This is a genomic window from Phaeobacter sp. CAU 1743 (genome assembly GCF_039839315.1).
In the GTDB taxonomy this organism is placed as follows: Bacteria; Pseudomonadota; Alphaproteobacteria; order Rhodobacterales; family Rhodobacteraceae; genus Phycobacter; species Phycobacter gallaeciensis_A.
The window spans coordinates 1-2,699 of the sequence record NZ_JBDOQR010000162.1 but is presented as its reverse complement, the minus strand read 5'-3'; the positions used below and the strand labels follow the sequence as shown (position 1 = coordinate 2,699).

The following is a 2,699-nucleotide window of genomic DNA, read 5'->3' as shown; positions in this document are numbered from 1 at the left end:
CGCGGCAGGCGCTTGAGCTATTTGAGGGCTCCGCGCCTGCCGCGCTTGCCAAACCCGAAACCGACGACTACCAAAATCAAACCCGCAGACTCTCGTCATGAGCGAGGGACCAGCGGGGGGCAGGTCACCGTCAAACCAACTCCAAGGACTCTCCGTGTGGTGGAGGAAACTTGGGGCTCAGGTCACCGACATTGACCTTTGGGCAACACATGCGCTGCAGTTTCGAGGGTTCCGTTTCTAAAGTTCAAGTAAACTAGTGGGTGGTCACCAGGTTCAAGATCTTCCTTGAGTCCGGTTAAGCGCGCTCCTATGTGGGAGCTTGATAAGTTAAGTACTTCTTCTCGCGCTACACCAAAACCACTTTTCGTAACGGCGGAGCCCGCAAGGTCTTTGAAAAATAGCTCACCGCTTGACGATGCGTCTGAGCCGATACCATCTAGAAACACCATTTCATTAGAAGTGTTCTCAAATACGACAACGACGTCAGCGCTGCCGCCCCGCAGACCGCTACTTACACAAATTTTGCTTATGTCGATTCCTTGTAGACCTTCTACCGAATACTCTACTCCGTCTGCAAACGAAGGTCGAAGCAGTGTCGCAGTAAAGAAAAATGTTACCATCAGAGTTTGCCGAACAAAGCGTTTCATTTACTTCTCCAATTCTAATTAGGCAGGGATACTGAGCGTTCCAATTGTATTGGATCTTTGATCCGTTTGCCGCAATCCAACAGGAATTGCTCAAATTCCCTAGACCGAAGCTTCACGTCAGAAAGGTTTTGGTAGTAAAGAATCAGTTCTCGAAACGGCCCGGAAAAGTCCTTGAATGCGGCGATTACAGCTACGAGAGCACCAAGAGATAATCGACCTTCAATAACAAGCCATCCGCCAATCGAGTAAAGTAAAAAGGGGGTCAGTGACATAAGGAAATTGCTGATTGCCTTTTGCAGATATTTGGCGCGTTGCAAATCAAGCCTTGTAGTTCTAAGTTCACGTGCTGCTGAGAGCGTTCTGCTGACGATGTACCGGTCATGTATATCTGCGGTCTGCTCACCGAGCACGTCCCCGAATGCGCGAACTGCACGGATGCGGCGTCTCATCCGTTCGTTTACCCACTTCTGTAACCTAGGTATGACGAACAGTTGAACGGGAACAAGTGTCAAAGCAGCGGCACCCAATATCGGATCTTGGATGAACATGAACAACAAGACAGTGGCCAAGGTTCCACCTTGGAATACAGGTGTGCCTAGTACCTCGCCAGCAAACCCTCCGATGGGTTCGATTTCATTTGTCGACAATGGAATGACTTCTGCCTTGCGCTGCCGTTCCGGTGCACCGCGCCAGGCCCGATATAGCAAAAAACGAAGCTTCAAGAGCGTTCGCTCCCCGATCTCTCCCTTTTTTATATTGATGTAGTATTTTATAACTCCATTCAGCAGCAGAGCAATGAGGAACAATACCGAAAGCAAGATAAGCAAATCGAGCTGTGTGTATTGAAAACCGAGCAAATCGACGGGAAAGTTATTGGATTGAATAGCGCCGTTCACGATACGCTTTGGCAGTTCGAGGGTCGCGTACAAAACTGGCTGTGCCAATATTCCAAGAACGATTATTACGACTTGCTCTTGCCAGCGCAGCCCTAATAAACGTCGCACAAGCAAATATTCAGCGCGGTCTTGTTTAGAGAAGAGTTTATTTTGTGCCGCACGCCGGACGACCTGAACCGAAAGTAATAAACATGCGAATAGTGTCGCAAGAGGCGCTATTACCAATACTAGGTGTAGCACCATATGCAGCCAATGCGGTGGATTTTCGACAACCTGAAAACCAATTGAGTCTGCGATACGGTGGGTCCAACCAAAAAGACCGGAAATCGTCAGCGCATCGGTTTCCAGAGCCATGTTCATAGCCGAACCCCATGTGGGGCGAGAGACTTCTGACCCTGGAACACCAACTTGAAGCCTATTGCTTCATTATTTCGGTTACGATGTATTTTCCATCGACAACCTCGACCACGAAATGAACTTTGCTGCCCTTGCGGAGGCCTTTCATCATCGACGGATCAGCAACCGCATATCCCATTTCCATTGCTGGCATTTTGATATTTGCCATTGGCCCATGGTTTAAAGTCAGTACGTTCGATTTGCGATCAAGTTTGGTTACTGTGCCCATCGTCATGTCATGATCGCCGCCCGCAAAGGCGGTCGTTGCGGCAACGACTATTGCGGTGGTTAGTGAAAGAAACTTCATTTTTCTATTGCTCCTTGGGTTGATTTTCTTCGTCATGCTCGATGTTCCTTCTGCGTTTACGGTTTAGGAAAAAGTGTCATTCGGGGAACGGCCACTTTGCGTTCCTACGGAAACTGTTTTTTGGCCTAGTATCGAGTTCGTTCAGGCGTGTTACCCCCAATTTTCAGTTTCCCGCGATGTATTGAAGCAAGCATCGGCTGCCTTTCAAATGAGACAGTAACTTGAGGTAAATCAATGGATTCTGGCCGACTTAAATGTATCAAATTGTATCGTTTACATTGAAAGGGGTCACGCCTAACTGGATTGCTTCGGTATCCGATATCTAGACCGACATTCCCCAAGTGGCCTGCCGTCTGACGTCAAGATCGCCTGATTTTGCCCGCTGGACAAGCGTTTTTCGCGCCGAGCGGCGTCTGCGGTCGCGCAAACGCCTGGAGCTGGGCGGATCGGGCC

Annotated in this window: 3 protein-coding genes; all 3 read right to left on the bottom strand. The window is 49.2% G+C overall.

Going from position 1 to position 2,699, the window contains the following annotated elements; translation table 11 throughout:
• Positions 1–182: 182 nt before the first annotated feature.
• Genes AAFO90_RS24550 through AAFO90_RS24540 form a run of 3 tightly spaced genes read right to left on the bottom strand, consistent with a single transcriptional unit; the run spans position 183 to position 2,282 of the window.
• Positions 183–647: a hypothetical protein gene (locus AAFO90_RS24550; protein ID WP_347511150.1), complete on the bottom strand. Its 465-nt coding sequence runs from the start codon at positions 645–647 to the stop codon at positions 183–185.
• 14 nt (positions 648–661) lie between these two features.
• On the bottom strand, positions 662–1,903 hold the full coding sequence (locus AAFO90_RS24545) for an ABC transporter transmembrane domain-containing protein (RefSeq protein WP_347511149.1): 1,242 nt from the start codon (positions 1,901–1,903) through the stop codon (positions 662–664).
• A gap of 55 nt (positions 1,904–1,958) precedes the next feature.
• Positions 1,959–2,282: a copper-binding protein gene (locus tag AAFO90_RS24540; protein WP_347511148.1), complete on the bottom strand. Its 324-nt coding sequence runs from the start codon at positions 2,280–2,282 to the stop codon at positions 1,959–1,961.
• Between the last annotated feature and the right edge of the window lie 417 nt (positions 2,283–2,699).

Bases quoted from the DNA above. Each gene is read 5' to 3' on its own strand.
- AAFO90_RS24550 (WP_347511150.1), bottom strand. From the start codon at position 647: ATGAAACGCTTTGTTCGGCAAACTCTGATGGTAACATTTTTCTTTACT.
- AAFO90_RS24545 (WP_347511149.1), bottom strand. From the start codon at position 1,903: ATGAACATGGCTCTGGAAACCGATGCGCTGACGATTTCCGGTCTTTTT.
- AAFO90_RS24540 (WP_347511148.1), bottom strand. From the start codon at position 2,282: ATGACGAAGAAAATCAACCCAAGGAGCAATAGAAAAATGAAGTTTCTT.